This window comes from Rahnella sp. JUb53 (assembly GCF_004346065.1).
Taxonomy (GTDB): domain Bacteria; phylum Pseudomonadota; class Gammaproteobacteria; order Enterobacterales; family Enterobacteriaceae; genus Rahnella; species Rahnella variigena.
The window spans coordinates 1-18710 of the sequence record NZ_SLYT01000016.1 but is presented as its reverse complement, the minus strand read 5'-3'; the positions used below and the strand labels follow the sequence as shown (position 1 = coordinate 18710).

Annotated in this window: 15 protein-coding genes; 5 read left to right on the top strand and 10 right to left on the bottom strand. The window is 54.1% G+C overall.

The window, feature by feature from the left end; translation table 11 throughout:
* Positions 1 to 53: 53 nt before the first annotated feature.
* From EC840_RS24050 to EC840_RS24040, 3 genes are read right to left on the bottom strand one after another with little or no spacing between them, the layout of a single operon-like run.
* Positions 54 to 1457, bottom strand: a complete 1404-nt coding sequence (locus tag EC840_RS24050; protein WP_132967303.1) for an efflux transporter outer membrane subunit — start codon at positions 1455 to 1457, stop codon at positions 54 to 56.
* The gene (locus EC840_RS24045; RefSeq protein WP_132967302.1) at positions 1450 to 4599 is read right to left on the bottom strand and encodes an efflux RND transporter permease subunit; all 3150 of its coding nucleotides are present in this window, start codon (positions 4597 to 4599) and stop codon (positions 1450 to 1452) included. The genes EC840_RS24050 and EC840_RS24045 overlap by 8 nt, the downstream gene beginning before the upstream one ends.
* A 9-nt stretch (positions 4600 to 4608) precedes the next feature.
* Positions 4609 to 5742 carry an efflux RND transporter periplasmic adaptor subunit gene (locus EC840_RS24040; protein WP_120163073.1) on the bottom strand — a complete coding sequence of 378 codons (1134 nt, stop codon included), beginning with the start codon at positions 5740 to 5742 and terminating at the stop codon, positions 4609 to 4611.
* Between the two features lie 616 nt (positions 5743 to 6358).
* On the opposite strand from EC840_RS24040, the gene EC840_RS24035 reads away from it, so the two are divergent.
* Entirely contained in the window at positions 6359 to 7960 is a 1602-nt protein-coding gene (locus EC840_RS24035) for a PTS transporter subunit EIIC (protein ID WP_112290355.1), read from the top strand.
* Between the two features lie 6 nt (positions 7961 to 7966).
* Here the strand turns inward: EC840_RS24035 and EC840_RS24030 are convergent, their stop codons facing one another.
* On the bottom strand, positions 7967 to 8707 hold the full coding sequence (locus tag EC840_RS24030) for a GntR family transcriptional regulator (RefSeq protein WP_132967300.1): 741 nt from the start codon (positions 8705 to 8707) through the stop codon (positions 7967 to 7969).
* Between the two features lie 174 nt (positions 8708 to 8881).
* A complete protein-coding gene (locus tag EC840_RS24025; RefSeq protein ID WP_129638908.1) occupies positions 8882 to 10636 on the bottom strand; it encodes an ABC transporter ATP-binding protein/permease in 1755 nt (584 codons plus the stop codon).
* 129 nt (positions 10637 to 10765) lie between these two features.
* On the opposite strand from EC840_RS24025, the gene EC840_RS24020 reads away from it, so the two are divergent.
* The gene (locus EC840_RS24020) at positions 10766 to 11482 is read left to right on the top strand and encodes a tetratricopeptide repeat protein (protein ID WP_129638909.1); all 717 of its coding nucleotides are present in this window, start codon (positions 10766 to 10768) and stop codon (positions 11480 to 11482) included.
* A gap of 26 nt (positions 11483 to 11508) precedes the next feature.
* Here EC840_RS24020 and EC840_RS24015 read toward each other — a convergent pair whose 3' ends face one another.
* From EC840_RS24015 to EC840_RS24000, 4 genes are all read right to left on the bottom strand, one after another.
* Complete coding sequence (locus EC840_RS24015) at positions 11509 to 11805, bottom strand: HigA family addiction module antitoxin (RefSeq protein WP_112291957.1); 297 nt, start codon at positions 11803 to 11805, stop codon at positions 11509 to 11511.
* On the bottom strand, positions 11805 to 12083 hold the full coding sequence (locus EC840_RS24010) for a type II toxin-antitoxin system RelE/ParE family toxin (protein ID WP_112291959.1): 279 nt from the start codon (positions 12081 to 12083) through the stop codon (positions 11805 to 11807). The genes EC840_RS24015 and EC840_RS24010 overlap by 1 nt, the downstream gene beginning before the upstream one ends.
* Before the next feature lie 117 nt (positions 12084 to 12200).
* Positions 12201 to 12533 carry a DUF805 domain-containing protein gene (locus EC840_RS24005; protein ID WP_132967298.1) on the bottom strand — a complete coding sequence of 111 codons (333 nt, stop codon included), beginning with the start codon at positions 12531 to 12533 and terminating at the stop codon, positions 12201 to 12203.
* 281 nt (positions 12534 to 12814) lie between these two features.
* Positions 12815 to 13684 (bottom strand): MBL fold metallo-hydrolase, encoded by an 870-nt coding sequence (locus EC840_RS24000; protein WP_132967296.1) that lies wholly within the window; start codon positions 13682 to 13684, stop codon positions 12815 to 12817.
* 115 nt (positions 13685 to 13799) lie between these two features.
* Here EC840_RS24000 and EC840_RS23995 point away from each other — a divergent pair, with 115 nt between their 5' ends.
* A complete protein-coding gene (locus EC840_RS23995; RefSeq protein ID WP_120163080.1) occupies positions 13800 to 14717 on the top strand; it encodes a LysR family transcriptional regulator in 918 nt (305 codons plus the stop codon).
* A 219-nt stretch (positions 14718 to 14936) separates the two neighbouring features.
* On the top strand, positions 14937 to 16100 hold the full coding sequence (locus EC840_RS23990; RefSeq protein WP_112291965.1) for an MFS transporter: 1164 nt from the start codon (positions 14937 to 14939) through the stop codon (positions 16098 to 16100).
* A gap of 65 nt (positions 16101 to 16165) precedes the next feature.
* Here the strand turns inward: EC840_RS23990 and EC840_RS23985 are convergent, their stop codons facing one another.
* Positions 16166 to 17125 (bottom strand): LysR family transcriptional regulator, encoded by a 960-nt coding sequence (locus EC840_RS23985; protein ID WP_132967294.1) that lies wholly within the window; start codon positions 17123 to 17125, stop codon positions 16166 to 16168.
* Positions 17126 to 17258: 133 nt separating this feature from the next.
* Between EC840_RS23985 and lysA the strand changes: the two genes are divergently transcribed.
* Complete coding sequence (lysA, locus tag EC840_RS23980) at positions 17259 to 18518, top strand: diaminopimelate decarboxylase (RefSeq protein WP_113877583.1); 1260 nt, start codon at positions 17259 to 17261, stop codon at positions 18516 to 18518.
* The last annotated feature ends 192 nt before the right edge of the window (positions 18519 to 18710 follow it).

Genomic DNA, 18710 nt, shown 5'->3' with positions numbered 1-18710 from the left:
AAAAAGGATGCGAAAAACGCCGACTTCCGTCGGCGTTTCCATTCACTCAAAAATCACTCCTTCCAGCCACCGCCCAGTGCTTTATATAAACTGATGTCCTGATTCAGTTGGGCAAGTTGTGTGGTGATCAGCGTTTGCTGAGCAGAATACAGCGAGCGCTGCGCGACCAGTACGCTCAGGTAGTTATCGACACCGCCTTTGAAGCGCATCTGCGAGAGATCATAGTTGCGCTGATTGGCGTCGGCGTCCTGCTGGCGCGCCAGCAATTCGTCTTTGTAAGTCGCCTGTCCGGCTAAGCCGTCGGACACTTCTTTGAACGCCGTCTGAATCGCTTTCTCATAGTTGGCGATATCAATTTTCTTGGTGTCTTTCGCGATGTCGAGATTGGCCTGATTCACGCCGCCGTCGAAGATTGGGATATTAATCGATGGCATAAATGACCACGCACCGGTGCCGCCGTCGAACAATTTACTCAGGCTGCCGCTTTCTGAACCGGCGGTGCCGGTCAGCGTGATGCTCGGGAAGAACGCTGCTCGCGCTGCGCCGATATTGGCGTTAGCCGCTTTCAGCGTATGTTCCGCGGCAATAATGTCCGGGCGACGGGTCAGCAGATCAGACGGTAAACCGGCCGGCGTCTGCGGGAATTTCCAGTCCTGTTGCAGGGTGGCGTTCGCCAGCAAATTCTGCGGAATGGTGGTGCCGACCAGCAGCGTCAGCGCGTTCACATCCTGACGAACCTGGCGCGTGTACTGCGCGATATCGGCCTGTGCTGCGAGAACCGTGGTTTCGGCCTGTACCAGATCCTGTGAGGTGCTGACGCCGGAATCGTAACTGCGTTTGGTCAGCTCGTAGGATTTGTTCTGGCTGTCAGCGGTACTGATTGCCAGTTTCAGCAGATCGTTATCCGCCGCCAGACTCAGATAACCGGAAGCGACTTCAGACACCAGCGAGATTTGCGTCGCACGTTGCGTCGCTTCGGTGGCGAGGAAGGTTTCCAGCCCCTGATCGCGCAGGCTGCGCACGCGACCAAACAGGTCAACTTCATAAGATGTCACACCGAGATTGGCGCTGTATTGCTGATACGTCACCGGTCCGGTATTTTGCGTCGAATACAATCCTCCCGGCAGATGCTGGTTGGTTTCGCCGGCGCTGGCGTCAAGTGTCGGCAGCAGCGCGGCGCGGTCAATCTGGAAGGCCGCGCGCGCGGTATCGACGTTTAACGCCGCGACCCGAAGGTCGCGGTTGTTAGCGAGAGACATGCCAACCAGCTGATTCATCGCCGGTTGATTGAAGAAGGCTTTCCAGCCGATATCCTGCGCAGTGCCAGTTTTCGCACCATCCCAGTTGCTGGCGACCGGCAGCGCAGGGCGCTGATAATCCGGCTCCATCGTACAGCCCGCCAGCAGGGTGAGTGAAAACGCGCCGATAAGCGACAGCGCGAAATGCGGTTTATTCATGGTGTGTTGCCTCAGACGCCGGAAGCGCCTTCTCTTGTTTTTTCGATTTGCGGGTGAACAAATTCACAATCGTCACGTAGAACATCGGGACGAAGAAGATCGCCAGGAAGGTCGCCGTAATCATCCCGCCGACCACGGCGGTACCGATGGAATGCTGGCTGCCCGCGCCCGCGCCGCTGGAAATGGTCAGCGGGAATACACCGAGAATAAAGGCCATCGAGGTCATGATAATTGGCCGGATACGCAGCTTGGCCGCTTCAATAGCCGCTTCCGTGACCGACATGCCTTCGTTCTCATGCAGCTCTTTGGCGAACTCGACAATCAATATGGCGTTCTTCGCCGCCAGCCCGACGGTGGTTAACAGACCGACCTGGAAGAAGACGTCATTCGATAAGCCGCGCAGCAATACGGCACCGATCGTCCCGAGGATCCCCAGCGGTACCACCAGCATGACCGAGAACGGGATCGACCAGCTCTCGTACAGTGCCGCCAGACACAGGAACACCACGATCATCGACAGGGTATAAAGTGCCGGGGTTTGTGAGCCGGAAAGCTTTTCTTCGTAGCTCAGACCGTGCCATGCCACTTTATAGCCCGGTGGCAGTTTGGCCGCGATTTCCATTACCGCGTCGTTGGCGTCGCCCGAGCTGTAACCCGGTGCCGGTGCGCCCATCAGTTCGACCGAAGACACGCCATTGAAACGCTCGTAACGCGGTGAGCCGTACACCCATTTGCCGCTGCCGAACGCGCTCCATGGCACCATATCGCCGCTGGAATTACGGAAATACCAGTTGTTCAGATCTTCCGGCGTGACGCGGGAAGCCGCCTTGCCCTGGATGTAAACGCGCTTCACGCGGTTGTTGTACATGAACTGGTTCACGTACGCCGAACCCCAGGCCGCTGACAAGGTATTGTTGATGTCGTCGAGGCTCAGACCCAGCGCCTGCGCGCGTTCATCATCAATTTCCAGCTGATATTGCGGCTCATCTTCCATCCCGTTCGGACGCACGGCGGTCAGACGTTTGTCCTGCGAGGCCAGTTGCAGGAACTGGTTACGCGCCGCCATCAGGGCGTTATGCCCTTTGCCGTTGGTGTCCTGCAGGAAGAAGTCGAAGCCGGTGGCGTTACCCAGTTCCATAACAGCTGGCGGAACGAAAGCAAACACGCGGGCGTCTTTGATGGTGGCGAAGTGCGCCATCGCACGACCGGCCAGCGCCTGAACTTTCTGCGCGGCGTCCGGACGTTTCGCCCAGGTTTTCAGCTGCACGAAGGCAATCCCGACGTTCTGACCTCGTCCGGCGAAGCTGAAGCCGTTGGCGGTGAACACCGAAGAAACGATGCCGCCTTCCTGTTTCATCAGATATTCACGCACGTTATCCAGCACCTGCTGGGTACGTTCCGCCGAGGCGTTGGCAGGCAGCGTGGCCTGAATCAGCATGACGCCCTGATCTTCATCCGGCAGGAAGGTGGTCGGCACGCGGGTGAACATAAAGCCGGTGGCAATCACGATCAGCAGATAGATGCACATAAACAGACGACGACGGGAAATCACCGTGCCGACGGCGCTGGTGTAGCGCATCGCGCCTTTGTCGAAGGTACGGTTAAACCAGCCCGCAAAGCCTTTCTGCGATTTTTCCTCGTCATTGTGTTTGATGATGGTGGCACACAGCGCCGGAGTGAAAATCAACGCCATCAGCACGGAAAGCGCCATCGCGGACACGATAGTGATCGAGAACTGACGGTAGATGATCCCGGTCGAGCCGCCGAAGAAGGCCATCGGCACTAATACGGCGGAGAGCACCAGTGCGATACCAAACAGCGCGCCCTGGATCTGTTTCATCGATTTGATGGTGGCTTCTTTCGGCGACAACTTATCTTCCGTCATCACACGTTCGACGTTTTCCACCACCACGATGGCATCATCCACCAGCAGGCCTATCGCCAGCACCATCCCGAACATGGTCAGGGTGTTAATGGAATACCCCGCAGCCGCCAGAATACCGAAGGTACCGAGCAGCACCACCGGCACTACCAGCGTGGTGACCAGCGTTGCGCGCAGGTTTTGCAGGAACAGCAACATCACGCAGAACACCAGCACGATGGCTTCGATCAGCGTTTTCACCACTTCTTCAATCGATGCACTGACCACTGGCGCAGTCTGGTACGGGAACTCGACTTTCACGCCAGCCGGCAGGGAATCTTCCAGCCCGGCGACGGTGGCTTTCACCGCTTTGTCGGTATCCAGCACGTTTGCGCCGCTCGCCAGACGCAGGGCGATAGCGGTAGACGGGCTGCCGTTAAAGGTCGAGGAGATGGAATAACTTTCCGGCCCCAGGTCAACATTTCCGACATCACTCAGGCGCACCTGCGAGCCGTCGGCATTCACTTTCAGCAGCACGTTTTTGAACTGATTAATGCTGTCGAAACGGGTTTTACCGATAATGGTGGCGCTGAGTTTGCTGTCTTTGACCGTCGGCAGTCCGCCAAGAGAACCGGAGGACACCTGCACGTTTTGCGCTTCAATAGCGGCGCTGACATCACTTGGGATCAGCTGATATTTATACAGTTTTGCCGGGTCGAGCCAGATACGCATCGCGTATTCCGAACCGAGCACCAGGAAGTCGCCGACACCTTTGGTACGCACGATCGGGTCTTCCAGTTTGGTCACCAGCAGGTTACTCAGATCCGAGTTACTCATTTTGCCATCGGTCGAAATCAGGCTGACCAGCAGCATGAAGTTGGCCTGATATTTGGCAATACGGATCCCCTGATTGACCACTTCGGTCGGTAACTGCGATTCGGCCAGCGAGACTTTGTTCTGAACCTGAACCTGCGCGATATCCGGGTTAGTGCCCTGATCGAAGGTGGCAATAATGGTGGCGCTGCCGTCGCTGTTACTTTGCGATTCGATATAGCGCAGGTTATCCAGCCCGTTCAGTTGCTGTTCAATAACCTGAACCACGGTGTTCTGCGCGGTTTCCGCCGAGGCACCCGGATAGGTGACGCTGACGGAAATCGCCGGAGGCGCGATATTCGGGTACTGGTTGATCGGCAGTTTCATGATCGACAGCGCACCGGCGATCATGATGACGATAGCGACAACCCAGGCGAATATGGGGCGATTAATAAAGAAAGTAGACATTCAGCTCACCTATTGCGCGGAAGGATCGGTCATCGCGAGATTAGCCTGTTCGGCAGGGGCACTGGCTTTGCGCTCGGTGGCATTCACTTTGGCGCCCGGCCTGACGTTCTGTAATCCGTCAGTGATCACTTTGTCGCCGTCATTCAGACCCTGATTCACCAGCCAGTTACCGTTCATCATCTGACCGGTGGTGACGGAACGCTGCTCAACCGTGTTATCGGTTTTCACCACGTACACATATGGCGCACCTTTCACGTCATGCATGATGGCTTCCTGCGGCACCAGAATACCTTTGTCATCAATGCCTTGTTGCAGCTGGGCGTGGACAAACATGCCCGGCAGCAGTTCGTCGTGCGGGTTCGGGAACGAGGCGCGCAGGGTGACGGAACCGGTGCTTTGCGACACGGTGACTTCAGAGAATTCCAGCTTGCCCGGCAGCGCATATTTGCTGCCATCTTCCAGCGTCAGCGTGGCCTGCGCGGCGTTATCACCGGCACTTTGCAATTTGCCGGAAGCCAGCGCACGGCGCAGTCTTAGTAAATCCTGCGAGGATTCATTGACGTCGACATAGATAGGATTGAGCTGATCGATAGTGGTCAGATACGCGGTCTGGCCGCTGGTCACCAGCGCCCCTTCGGTATACAGCGAGCGGCCGATGTGGCCGGAAATCGGCGCGTACACTTTGGTGTATTGCAGATTTACGCGGGCGGTTTCGACATCTGCTGCGGCTTCGCGCTCGGCGGCGACTGCATCGTCATATTGCTGGCGGCTGACGGCCTGCGCATCGACCAGCGGTTTGTAGCGGCGGGCGGTGGCATCGGCGCTTTTCCAGGTTGCCATCGCGCGATCAAATGCGGCCTGATAGGTCGAAGGATCAATCTGATAAAGCTGCTGACCGGCTTTGACTTCACTGCCTTCAACGAACAGACGTTTTTGGATCACGCCGTTCACCTGCGGGCGGACTTCCGCGCTGCGAACCGCCGTGGTACGACCGGGCAGGCTGGTGGTCAGGGCGACGGGCTGACTGTGTAAAGTGACGACATTAACCGCAGGCACCTGTGCCGCCGGGGATGCAGAACCGGCGGAACCATCACATGCGGAAAGCAGTACGACTGTACTGACAGAAAGAAACTTCAGGCGCATAGAATTCACTCTTATTGGGGAATTGAGAATAACCATTCTCAACAAGTCCTCCACTATACGAGAGCGCCAGAGTTCGCTGTGTAAGGATATTGTCATTACCCATGAGTCGATGTTTCTAAGTATGAAGAAAATGTTGCTGTATAATCCATTGAAATTATAAGGTTTTAAACTTTTTGTGCAGTGGTAAATGGCAGGAAAGTCGTTACTTAGCAAACTAATCGATAGTTATTAAGAATAATAACCAGTTAAATATTCTAAAAGTGAATGAATTGTTGGTGGTTAGGAAAGTGTGATGCAGATCAAACAAATTTATACATTTTAACCCGCTGCTTACCAGAAAAGGCTGAAGGATCGCGGCAACTGCCGTTACCTTAAGGGCCGAGAGCGAGCAGTTCTCACATTTGCTTGTTGCCAGCCGTTCTGAACGACGGCCAGTCGCAACCCCCGCGCCCACAGTCCGATGTGGGCTTTTTTTTGCCTGCTGCACCAATCCGTTTTTCCGCGGCAAAACTGTGATCCCTTTCATACTCCTGACTGCTATGTCTATACAACTATACATTCTGTGACTTAACTCAATTAACGGCTTATTTTTAGCCAGCTAACTGAGGGACGACAGATGATAAAACTTGGCAGCAAGGTGCATGATCTGGGCAAGGCCCTGATGACGCCTATCTCGGTGATTGCCGCCGCCGGGATTTTCTTAGGTCTGGCGGCGGCGTTGCAGAATCCTGCCGTCACCGGTGAAGCCTTCACGCAGATGAAAACCCTGCAACTGGTGATTGGGTTTATTCGCCAGGTATCCGGCGCATTGTTCGCCAATCTTCCGCTATTTTTTGCCGTCGCCACTGCGATGGGTCTGGCCAATGCAGAGAAAGCCACAGCGGCTTTTTCCGCAGTGATCGGCTTTGTCGGGTTGCACGTCGGTGTTAACTACAGTCTGCTGGCGCAGGGGATTACGCCGGAAACCATTACGGTCGCCAAACTCATGGCCAAAGGCATGACCGAAAGCGATGCGATGATTTACGCTGCCGAGTTCACCAATACGCTGGGGATTTTCACCTACAACATGAGCGTGCTGGGCGGGGTGCTGGTCGGCTTAATCACCATGTGGCTGCACAATCGCTTTTATACGATAGTGTTGCCGACGGCGATCGCGTTTTTTGGCGGACGCCGTTTCGTGCCGATCATCACCATTCTGGTGCTGCCGATTGTCGGCGTGCTGATGTCGCTGATCTGGCCAACGATTGCCATGGGGATCCAGTGGATCGGTGAACTGATCGGGCGCACCGGTGAGATCGGCACCTTTATTTATGCCACGTCTGAGCGTTTGCTGATCCCGACCGGTTTGCATCACATCATCAACGAAACCGTACGTTTCACACCAATTGGCGGCGTGACGACGGTGGATAATCAGAGCATTGTCGGCGCGCTGAATATCTTTAATGCCGCGCTGGCTAATCCCGGCATGATCCCCGATGCGGTGACGCAGCAGGCGACGCGTTTCCTGGCGCAGGGGAAAATTCCGGTGATGATGTTTGGTTTACCGGCGGCGGCGCTGGCGATGTATCACTGCGCCAGACCGGAGCATAAAGGCCGTGTAAAAGCGCTGATGCTGGCGGGCGGACTGGCTTCGTTTACCACCGGGATCACTGAGCCGCTGGAGTTCTGCTTCATCTTCGTTTCGCCGGTGCTGTATATCCTGCACGCCGTGCTGACCGGTCTGTCATTTGTGCTGATGCAGATGCTGCATGTGATGATCGGTAACGTACAGGGCGGGGCGATCGACTTCCTGATCTTCGGTGTTCTCGGTGGCAGTAAAACGCACTGGTGGTATCCGCTGATCCTCGGGATCATCTACGCGCCGGTTTACTACTTTAGTTTCCGCTGGGTTATCTTGCGGATGCAGATCAAAACGCCGGGGCGCGAGGATGAAAACGATGCTGAAGAACGCGCGAAGCCTGCGCAGGGAACCGGCGAGAAAACCAAAAATATCATTATCGGACTGGGCGGCGAGGGGAATATTACGGCGGTCGATTGCTGCTTTACCCGTCTGCGCGTGAAGGTCAAAGACATGGCGCAGGTGCAGGACGGGACGCTAATGAAAACCGGCGCGGCAGGCGTCAAACGCATCACCGACACGGACGTGCATGTGATTTATGGCCCGCAGGTTGAGCAGGTGGCTAATCTGGTGAAGGCTGAGTTGTCGGGCATTGCCTGACGGCGGCTAACTTTTGACTTTGGCATGGACGCTGAAGGCATAGTTTTTCTGGTTGTAATACACATCAGACACCTCAAACAGCGTGTCGTCGGTGAATGAGACAATGGCATGAGAATGCAGAACCGGCTGGTCGCGTGACAAATTCAGCGCGAGGCGGATTTCGTTAGAGGGCAGTTCGGCGGAAATCAGTTTGGTGCTGCCTGCTGGCTGAAAACCTTTGGACCGGATATAGGCATATTTTGAAGATGTCATGGCGGCACGCGTGATGTCCGGGAGGCGGTCGCACAGCATCCAGCACTGTTCATAGACGAAGGGTTCATCGCCTAATAAACGCAGGCGGATCATAAAATAAACTTCCGTACCGTCCGGGATATTCAGCTCGCGGGCGATGTCTTCACTGGCTGGCATGCGCCGAAATTCCAGCACCTGATTTTCAATCCGCTGATTATTTTCCTGGGCGACTTCACTGGCGGTGAGATGGCGGTCAAGCGGCAGGATGATTTTCTGCTGCTCAGCCGGTTCGACCACAAAGGTACCCCGGCCACGAAACCGCGCCACACGGCCCTGACGCACCAGATAATCGACGGCTTTTCGTGCGGTCATGCGTGACACTCCGTAGATTTCGCAGAGCGCCGCTTCGGTCGGGATGGAGTCGCCCGGTTTGATTTCACCCGCGCTGATTTTTTCGGTCAGTTGCTGCTCAATTTGCAGGTAAAGCGGGGTGAATGAGTTCTTATCTATTTTCATTAAGCCTGACCTCCGGTTCTTCACTTAAGAATAATTGTATAGTTAGCTATACAAATGAGCTAACCGCATTGCTGATATTCTGTTCAAAATGGGTTTCAGCACACAAAAAAGAAAGGTTGCTGATATCAGCAACCTTTGTTCGTTTTCAGCCACTTCGCAGTGGCGTCTCAGGCGTTACTCAGGTAGCAGTGCGCTGGAGGTAAATCCACACGGACCGTTTTCCTGATTTTTGAACCGCCAGCAATGCTGATGGTATTTCGCCACGGTATTACGGTGCGCCACACTGATAACCGATGTCTGCGGCAACTCGCTGAGCAGGAGAGAGTAAACCTGTTGCTCGGTTTCGTCATCCAGCGCGCTGGTCGCTTCGTCGAGGAACAGCGTATCCGGCTGGATCAGCAGGGCGCGGGCGAATGACAACCGCTGTTGTTCACCCGGCGACAGGCGCTGGCTCCAGTTGGCGTAATCATCGAGGATTTCAACCGAGGCCAGATGCGGCAGGCGGCATTGTTCCAGAACCTGTTGCAGGCGTTCATCGGTATATTCGCGGCTGGCGTCAGGGTAACTCAGCGCGTCACGCAATGTACCAATCGGGATATAACTGCGCTGCGGCAGGAACAGATAACGCTTCCCTTCCGCCAGCGCAATATTGCCTGAACCGTAAGGCCAGATACCGGCGATGGCGCGCAGCAGGGTCGATTTACCACAGCCAGAAGGACCGGCAATCAGCACGCGCTCACCCGGCTTCATTGATGCGGAAACATCACAGAACAGCGGATTACCGTTCGGCAGATTCAGTGTCAGCTTGTCGAGTTGCAGGGCATGTTCGCTGCTCTGGCCGACTTTGATCCCACGTGGTTGCGCATTCACCTGATCGATAGCGGCATTGAAACCGGCAAGACGGTTAACCGTCGCTTTCCAGTTGGCCAGATCGGTAAACGCATCGATAAACCAGGATAACGCGCCCTGTACCTGACCGAACGCAGAGGCGATTTGCATCAGCGCACCCATCTGAATGGCACCGGCGAAATAGCGCGGCGAGGCCACCAGAATCGGGAAGATATTGGCAAACTGTGCATAAAAGTTGGTCGCGACGTTCAGGCGACGGGTGACGCGCATGATTGACCACCAGTTGGTTTTGATGGATTCAAACTTGCCGGTCAGCTGGTCGTGCTCGTTTTTCTCACCGTGATACAGGGCAATCGCATCGCTGTTTTCGCGGATACGGATCAGGCCAAAACGGAAGTTTGCCTCGAACCATTCCTGATTAAACCCGAGTTTTACCAGCGGCTTACCGATATACCAGATAATGAAGGAGCCCACAGCGGCGTAAAGCAGCGCGAACCACAGCATGTAGCCCGGAATTTCAAAGTGATGCCCTGCCAGCATGAAGTTCAGCGGACCACTGATCGACCACAAAATAAACACGAACGAGAACAGCGTCACCACGCTCGACAGCAGCCCGAGCACCAGAGAAAGTGTCCCGCTGGTCAGGGCATTCAGGTCATCTGAAATACGCTGATCGGGGTTATCCACCTGATGCTGATACTCCGTGTAATAATAGGCGTGATTGGTCAGCCACTTCTCCATATACTCTTCGGTCATCCAGCGCCGCCAGCTCATTTGCAGGCCCTGCGTCAGATAAACCCGGTAGATGGCAATCACGATAAACAGCAGCGCCAGCCAGGTAAATTTCCACAGTTGGGCTTTGAAAACCGGATAGTTTCTGTTTTGCAGCGCGTCATAGAAAACGCGGTTCCATTCGTTAAACTGCACGCTGAGGTACACGCCAGCCAGCGAAAGGATGATGATAGTGGTCAACATGCCCCAGGCTCGCCACTTTTCTTCCGAACGCCAGTAAGGCTTAATTAACTGCCAGACGGCGCCCCATTGCGCCGATTTCCCAGGTTTTTTAGTCATAATAGCCATGTGTAATCGATATGTTGTGAAGCCAATCATCCCAGAATGAGTGTCTCAGTGCGATAGGGCAATGAGCCACTTGTAAGGATGTTTTTCCAGCACGAAGCTCTGTAGACCACAAAAGTAGAAGGATGTTTGATGAAAGTCGCAGTGAATTTACTGCTGGTGGCAGGATGTTTTGCCAGTGTTCAGGCGTTTGCTCAGATTGATGAACCTGATATTGATGCTGATTGCGTAAAAGCAGGCATTTATGCTGCTGCCGGAAAAGTCGCGTATCAGCAGGGCGATATGGGCAAAGCGCGGGAAATTTTCCGCAATCAGGTCGCGTGGAGCGAGTTTTGCCACAAGCCGCAGGATCAGATTGCGACGGCTTACAACAACATCGCGCTGACCTACATTAAGCAGGGCGATTATCTGAAAGCCAAAGCCTGGCTGATGCTGGCGCCTGCTGACAAAAAATCACAATACAACCTGGGTCTGATCCAGCCGAAACTCGCTGCAATGCCACAGGCACAAAGTCCGGCGGGCATTTACTGGCAATATGCCGGATTTGGCAGCTGGAATATCCTGGAAGTGAAAGGCGAAGAAGCGCAGTTCAAAATCGATTTCAGCGGCTTATACATGGGACAGATGTCGTTGTACTACGGCCCGAATACCGGCGAGTTTTCGGTGGTGACGGCAATCAAAGACAATCACGCGGTGTACCACGAAGCCGACGATGCCTCTGCCGGTGGCGGCGAGTGCAGCGTAGACATGAATTTCGACCCGCAGAACGTGAAACTGCATACCACCGGTGACTGCGGTTTCGGCCATAACGTTCAGGCCGAAGGCGGATTTGTACGGGTGACGCAGTAAGTTTTGCTCATTATAACTAACCCGCCTCAGGCGGGTTTTAATGTCATCGCGAGCCGGTGTAATCCGCTGACATCTACAGTTTGTTCCGCAATCCATAAACTACGATTTGCCTGCAGTTTAAGCCAGTATTCGGCCGAACTGCCTAATACTGCTGCCAGTTTCACTGCCATTTCCGGCGTTACTGCCATTTTCCCGCTCACAATACGCTGCGCAGTAGAAGGGGCAATTTGCAGGGCACGGGAAAATTCACGCACGCTGACATTCAGTTCTTCAAGCGTTTCTGCAATCAGTTCGCCGGGATGAGGGGGGTTATGCATGTTCATCAGTGATAATCCTCGTAATTGACGATATAAGCATTTCCATCAATAAATTCAAAGGTAAGACGCCAGTTGCCAGAAACCGTTATTGACCATTCTCCCTTACGGGAACCCTGCAGGGAATGTAACAGATAGCCGGGCCGGTCAATGTCATTTATAACCTGTGCTGCGTGAAGCGTGGCAAGTCTGAGCCTGAGTTTCTTAGCATGTTCAGCGTTGATCCCGGCAGTCGAACCGGATGTGAAAAATCGACTCAGGCCTTTGTGTTTGAAATCCTTAATCATTGGATGCATCCTGCATGTTGCGCCTTACGCAACAGTATAAAGGGTGTTGCGTAAGGCGCAACACCCTTTGTTATAAATGGATGATTAATTGCATCTGGTGCAAGATATCTTGAGGGTCTACGCCTGTGGCTCAACCACATAAGGGCCGAAGCAGTTATCCTCTGGATCGCTTTGGAAGAACATCAGGATCAGATTGAAGACCGGACACAGCACCCACCAGCCGCTGTATCCTGCATCGTGATTACGACGTACGGCTAATGACAGGCTGGGAAGGAAAATGAATAATGAGTAAAGCAAAGACGTTAAATATTCATCACCAAACATCATGGCAATAATGCTCACGCCAATTGAAATAAGAATATTGAATAACACGAACCACCAATATTCTCTGCGCCGGGCGCGACCAGAAAAATTAGCGTAGTTTTTTAATGCCTTTAAATACCAGTTCATAATAATCCTTTATTAATTAGATAAGGTTCATCCTCTGAAGGAATAGCAGAAGATATTGACCGTTTATGGTTGGGCTGCAGGAGTTTATTATGCTGTTTTTTACTATTCAATGATTTATTAATGCATTGAGAATGAAGGGAAAAGTGATGGTAAGGTTTTTTGGAAAGTTAATTTATAACTGTATGATTTTACTTGGCGCCCTGTTTCTCAGGTTTCTGAAAATAAAATAACGGCAGGATATTTCCTGCCGTTATAATAAATGCGTTATTCGTTATCTATATTTACTGCGGCCACTTCATTTCGCCCTTCAATACTTTCGCGCTCAGTTCTAATGACGAATCATCTTTAAGCTGCGGATAATGTTTTTTCATCGCAGTGATAAGCGCCGCGGAATCTTTCGCTTTTGGTAATTCTTTTTCCAGTGTCAGCAGGTACTGGCGGGTGAATTTCACCGATTCCAGCGTTTTTGGCGCACCTGGCAGGAAATGTCCCGGCACCACGACGTCCGGTTTCAGGCCGGTGATTTCATCCAGTGCTTCCACCCACTGTTTACGCGATGTTGGCGTCTGCGTATCTGCGGTCCAGACGTGCATGTTGTCGCCATTTACCAGCACGCCACCGACCACCGCTTTTAATGAGGGGATCCACACGAACGTACGTTCTGTATCTACGCCATGAATTTCAAATTTATGGCCTTCGAGCGTGAATTCATTGCCCTTCAGCGGCTCTGGCGTAGTGACGAATTTTGGCGCGTTGTCCTTCAGTTGTGGCCCCCAGAATGCGACTTTGCCGTCTTTAGTCGCATTGATCTGATTCACCGTTGCCTGCGTGGCTATCACTTTCGCTTGCGGGAACGCGGCACGGATCACGTCCAGCCCGAAGTAGAAATCAGGATCTGACTGGCTGATGTACACGGTGGTCAGTTTCTTGCCGGTCGCTTTAATCATCTCCACCAGCTTTTCAGCGTCATTGCGCTGGAACTGCGCGTCGATCAGTACCGCTTCTTTTTCGCCGGTGATGATTTCAGAGGACACCGGGAAAATGCTGTTTTCACCCGGGTTATACACCTCCATTTTCAGCGCGCTGGCGGCGTGAGCGGAAAGGCTGCTGCCCAGCAGGGCGGCGATCAGAGTCAGATGTTTCAGTTGCATGGGGTTTCCTCAGGGGCATTTATAATCACATTCAGTAAGACTCTACTGTACGTTGCATAATCCGCGGGAAAAACCGGATAATGCGCAACTGTTTGTTGCATAAACCGGACGAATCATGGACAGAATTACCGCTGCACAAGTGTTTGTTGCCATCGTTGAACGGGGAAGCATGATCAATGCTGCCGAGTCGCTAAATATGTCGCGGGCGATGGTGACGCGTTATCTGTCGGAGATGGAAAAGTGGTCGGGCGCGCGCCTGCTGCACCGTTCCACCCGCAAACTCAGCCTGACAGATGCGGGTGAAAATACGCTGGCGCGTTGCCGGAAAATGTTGTCGGTGGCGGCGGAAATGGCAAGCGTCGCGGACACCGGCGATGAAGCGCTGCGCGGTTTGCTGCGCCTGAGTTGTTCACAATCGTTCGGGCAGGGCGCGGTGGTGATTGCGGTCACCGAGTTTTTGCGCCGACACCCGCAGGTCAGTATCGATCTTCAGCTGGAAAGCCGGGCGATCAATCTGGTCGAAGACCGTATCGATCTGGCGCTGCGTATTACTAACGATCTGGATCCGAATCTGATCGCCCGGCCGCTGGCGCTGTGTCCTTCCGTGGTGTGCGCATCGCCGGCTTATCTCGCCGCGCAGGGCACGCCGCAACATCCGCAGGATCTGGCGGTGCATAATTGTCTGACGTACACGTATTTCGGCAAAAGCCTGTGGCAATTTGAACGGCAGGGCGAGCAGGTGGCGATCCCGGTGAGCGGCAATCTTAGCGCCAATGAATCGCTGGTACTGCTGACCGGCGCGGTGGAAGGCGCGGGGATTGTCATGCAGCCTTATTACTCGGCAGCGCCGCTGATTGCCAGCGGGCAACTGGTTCCGTTACTTGAACAGTGGCAGCCTCAGGAAATGGGGATTTATGCGATTTATGCATCACGACGGCAAATGCCAAAGGCGTTGCGTGCGCTGCTCGATTTTCTGGTGGAGTGGTTTAAAGGGAATCCGCGCTGGATTTCGCTGAAAGAAGAAAAGCGCTGAGCTGACGGGGGAAATAAATCACTGGAATCGGTTCCTTTTGCGCTTTCGCCGCACTTTCTGCAATGTATTGTTATGTAAAGATTAATCCTCAAAACGGATATTTCTCAGGCAGCAAGGGCACAGACTGCGTCTGGTCAAAAGTGTGATCAACGTGGTATTTAAGCCAGTCCGGTGTCATACCGGAGCCTTTACTCATAACTAAAAATATCCGGAGTTTTTATGCCTGTCGCACTCCTGGCACTGGCGCTCAGCGCGTTTGCCATCGGTACCACCGAATTTGTCATTATGGGGCTGCTCCCCAACGTGGCGGGGGATCTGAATGTCAGTATTCCTTCTGCAGGCTGGTTAATCAGCGGATACGCACTGGGCGTGGCGATCGGCGCGCCGATCATGGCCGTACTGACGGCAAAACTGCCGCGCAAGAAAACCCTGCTGCTGCTGATGAGCATCTTTATTATTGGCAACGTAATGTGTGCGCTTTCCTATAGCTACGGTTTCCTGATGCTGTCGCGTGTCATTACCGCGCTGTGTCACGGTGCCTTCTTCGGGATTGGCGCGGTAGTGGCGGCAAGTCTGGTCGCACCTAACCGCCGTGCTTCAGCGGTGGCGCTGATGTTTACCGGCCTGACGCTGGCTAACGTACTGGGTGTTCCGCTCGGTACCGCGCTCGGGCAGGCTTTCGGCTGGCGTTCAACATTCTGGGTAGTGGCCGTGATTGGTGTGGCGTCGCTGTTTGCACTGTATAAAAAACTGCCGGATAAGAAAGAAGAAGAGCCGACCGATCTGCGCAAGGAAATCCGTGCGCTGGGCAGCCTTGGTTTGTGGCTGTCGCTGTCGATCACCATTTTCTTTGCGGCGGCGATGTTTGCGCTGTTTACCTATATCGCGCCGATCCTGACGCAAATCACCGGCGTATCTGAGCACGGCGTCAGCTGGACGCTGCTGCTGATTGGCCTCGGTCTGACCATCGGTAACGTGCTGGGCGGACGTCTGGCCGACTGGCGTCTGGGCATCTCGCTGACCATGACGTTCCTGATGATCGCCATATTCTCCGTGCTGTTCAGCTACACCAGCGTGCATCTGGTGGCCGCCGAAATCACGCTGTTTATCTGGGCGATGGTAAACTTTGCTGCGGTGCCGGCGCTCCAGGTTAACGTCGTGACTTACGGTAAAAATGCGCCGAATCTGGTTTCCACGCTGAACATTGCCGCCTTTAACGTCGGCAACGCGCTGGGCGCGTGGGTTGGCGGTGCGGTCATTGAACGCGGAATGGGGCTGAGCACCGTGCCGCTGGCGGCGGGCGGACTGGGCGCCATCGGCTTCGTGCTGTGTGTGATCACTTTCCGCCGTGCGGCGAAGAAAGCGGAAAAAGCCGTCGCGTAACTCAGTATACTGAGAAGATAAAAGGCCACGCGGAAAATATCCGGCGTGGCCTTTTTTGTTTTTGTTCAGCGAGTCAGCGCGGCTTCAAGGCGATCGGCAAAGCGTTGCGCCTGCTGATGGCAGTGTTCGATAAATGTGTCTACCAGTGCGGAAGCGGGACGGTGCAGCGGGCGGATCAGGCTGACGGTGAAGGGTACGGCAATGCTGAATTCCCTTAATACGACGCCGCTCTTGCTGTTTTTAACAGAGCCGCTCTCGCTGTTTTTAACAGAATAGTCCAGCGCGGTCAGCGGATTGACAATCGACACGCCCGCGCCTTCGCGCACCATGCTGCACACCGACGCCGCACTGTGGGTTTCCATCACCAGTCGCCGCGTAACCTGTTGTTCCGTAAATAAAGTATCCAGCAGTTGCCGGTAACTGTCAGTCGCCGACAGGCTGATATAATTCAGGCCGTTGAAATCTTGTGGTGTGAGTCGTGATTTCTCAGCCAAAGGATGTCCGGCAGGCAGTACGCACACTTCGTTCAGCGTCAGCAGCGTCTGACGCTCGGTTCCGGCAGGCGTCTGGGTATTTTCCGTCAGCCCTAAATCATGGCGCTGCGCAGACAGCCATTCTTCAAGCAGCGGCGATTCCTGCGGCACAATATTGAAACTGACGTCAGGGTAACGGTCGAGGAACGGTTTACACACCGCAGGCAGCAGTGACTGACTGAACACCGGCAGGCAGGCGATTGAGAGCTGTGCCTGCTCGAACTGGCGGATCCCTTCCGCCGCGCTGATGATCCTGTCCAGCCCGTAATACGAGCGCTGCACTTCCTCAAACAGCCGCAGACCCTGAACGGTAGGATATAAACGCCCGCGCAGGCGTTCGAATAATTGCAAATTAAGCAGCTTTTCGCAGCGTGCCAGTTCGCGGCTGACTGTCGGCTGTGAGGTATTGAGCAGCGCGGCAGCTTCAGTCAGATTGCCGGTGGTCATTACCGCATGAAAAATTTCGATATGGCGCAGGGAAATCGCAGGCATGGTTTATCCGGTAAACGGCGTGATTTATCCATATCATAAATGAATAGACTGTCCTGAAATAGATATTTTATCGCCAGATTGTTACGCGGCATACTGATGGAAATATGACTGAATTCACCTGACGGAAAATCTTATGCCACGCGCCCTGAACGATATGTCTACCGCGCTTAATGCCGCGAACTTACTGGCTCTGCCGCAACAATTTGGCTGCCCTGTGTGGGCGTATGATGCGGAGATTATTAAAGCGCGCATCGCGCAGTTGCGTCAGTTTGACGTCGTCCGTTTTGCACAAAAAGCCTGTTCCAACATTCATATTCTGCGTCTGATGCGCGAGCAGGGCGTGAAGGTCGATTCTGTTTCGCTGGGCGAGATTGAACGTGCGCTGGTGGCCGGTTTTATTCCGGGCCGCGAAGACAGTGAGATTGTGTTCACCGCAGACGTGCTGGATCAGCCGACGCTGGAACGCGTGACGGCGCTGGATATTCCGGTGAACGCTGGTTCCATCGACATGCTCAGTCAGATTGGTCAGCATAAAGCCGGGCATCCGGTGTGGCTGCGCGTCAATCCGGGCTTCGGTCACGGACACAGCCAGAAAACCAACACCGGCGGTGAAAACAGCAAACACGGGATCTGGTATGCCGATTTGCCACAGGCGCTGGCAGAAATCGCCCGTTACGGCCTGAAACTTGTGGGTATTCATATGCATATCGGTTCCGGCGTGGATTACGGCCATCTTGAGCAGGTTTGCGATGCGATGGTGCGTCAGGTGATTGAAACCGGACAAGATATTGAAGCGATTTCAGCCGGTGGTGGTCTGTCGATCCCGTATCATTTCGAAGAAGAATCCATTGATACCGGCCACTATTTTGGCCTGTGGAACCGGGCGCGTGAGCAAATCGCTGCGCATCTGGGGCACGAGATTAAACTGGAGATCGAGCCGGGGCGTTTCCTGGTGGCAGAATCCGGCGTGCTGGTGGCGCAAATCCGTGCGGTGAAAGACATGGGCAGCCGTCACTTTGTGCTGTGTGATGCAGGTTTTAACGACCTGATGCGTCCGGCGATGTACGGCAGCTATCACCATATTTCGCTGTTACCGGCCGATGGCCGCGAGGTGAGCGGACAACCGCTGACGGATTCCGTGATCGCCGGTCCTTTGTGCGAATCCGGTGACGTGTTTACCCAGCAGGCAGGCGGCGGAGTGGAAACCTTCCCGCTGCCGCCGGTACACATCGGCGATTATCTGGTGTTCCACGATACCGGCGCGTACGGCGCATCGATGTCATCGAACTACAACACCCGTCCTCTGCTGCCGGAAGTGTTGTTTGAGAATGGCGTGCCGCGGTTGATTCGTCGCAGGCAGACGGTGGAAGAGTTAATTGCTCTGGAATTGTAGTCCCTGCTCCTGAATGTGAGAGGGAATTTGCTCTGCTCCTCCCCCTGCGAAGGGGGAGGTCGGGAGGGGGTTTTAAATACAAAGCAATGAGTTAAAGCTGTTCTGGTCTAATAATCGGTGACACCGACTTAAGAGGATATAATCCTTGAAACGGAGGTGCCTATGGCCAGAACTACACGCAAAAATTACAGC